A 521-nucleotide genomic window follows, 5' to 3' on the forward strand; every position below is an offset into this window, starting at 1 on the left:
ATTCATAACTGCCAAAAGGGAATTAGCATCGGCCGGCAAGAATTCATTGACAAACTCATGACCCTTTTCAGCCATATGAGTCAGCATACCGGGATCTTGGTGAGTATAACCGTTATGGTCTTGTTGGAAGACGGTCGAAGTCGAAATCAAATTAAGTGACTGGTACTTATTACGCCATGGTTCGGCATCAGCTTGACGAATCCACTTGAAGTATTCGTTGATCATTGAATCAACAACACGCAAGAACGATTCATAAGAAGCAAACATACCAACACGGCCTGTCAAAGTATAGCCTTCAAGCCATCCTTCTGCTTCGTGTTCAGACAATTGTGAATCAATAATCCGACCTTCAGGTGCCAACAAAGCATCATTAGGGAACTTAATCTTACTCATCCATTGACGGGGAGTCTTATCAAACAACTTCCAAAGACGATTAGACATTGTTTCATCAGGACCAAAGAAACGGAAACGAGTTGGATTTAACTTAGCAACGCCAGCCAAGAACCCGGATAATGTAACCA

At 42.4% G+C, this 521-nt stretch carries 1 pseudogene; it reads right to left on the reverse strand.

The annotated features are described in order from the left end of the window. Positions 1-521 (reverse strand): annotated as a pseudogene (locus tag KH893_RS11710) (phosphoketolase); the annotation flags it as partial.

The sequence above is a fragment of the Liquorilactobacillus sicerae genome, assembly GCF_029916425.1.
GTDB classification, from domain to species: Bacteria; Bacillota; Bacilli; order Lactobacillales; family Lactobacillaceae; genus Liquorilactobacillus; species Liquorilactobacillus sicerae.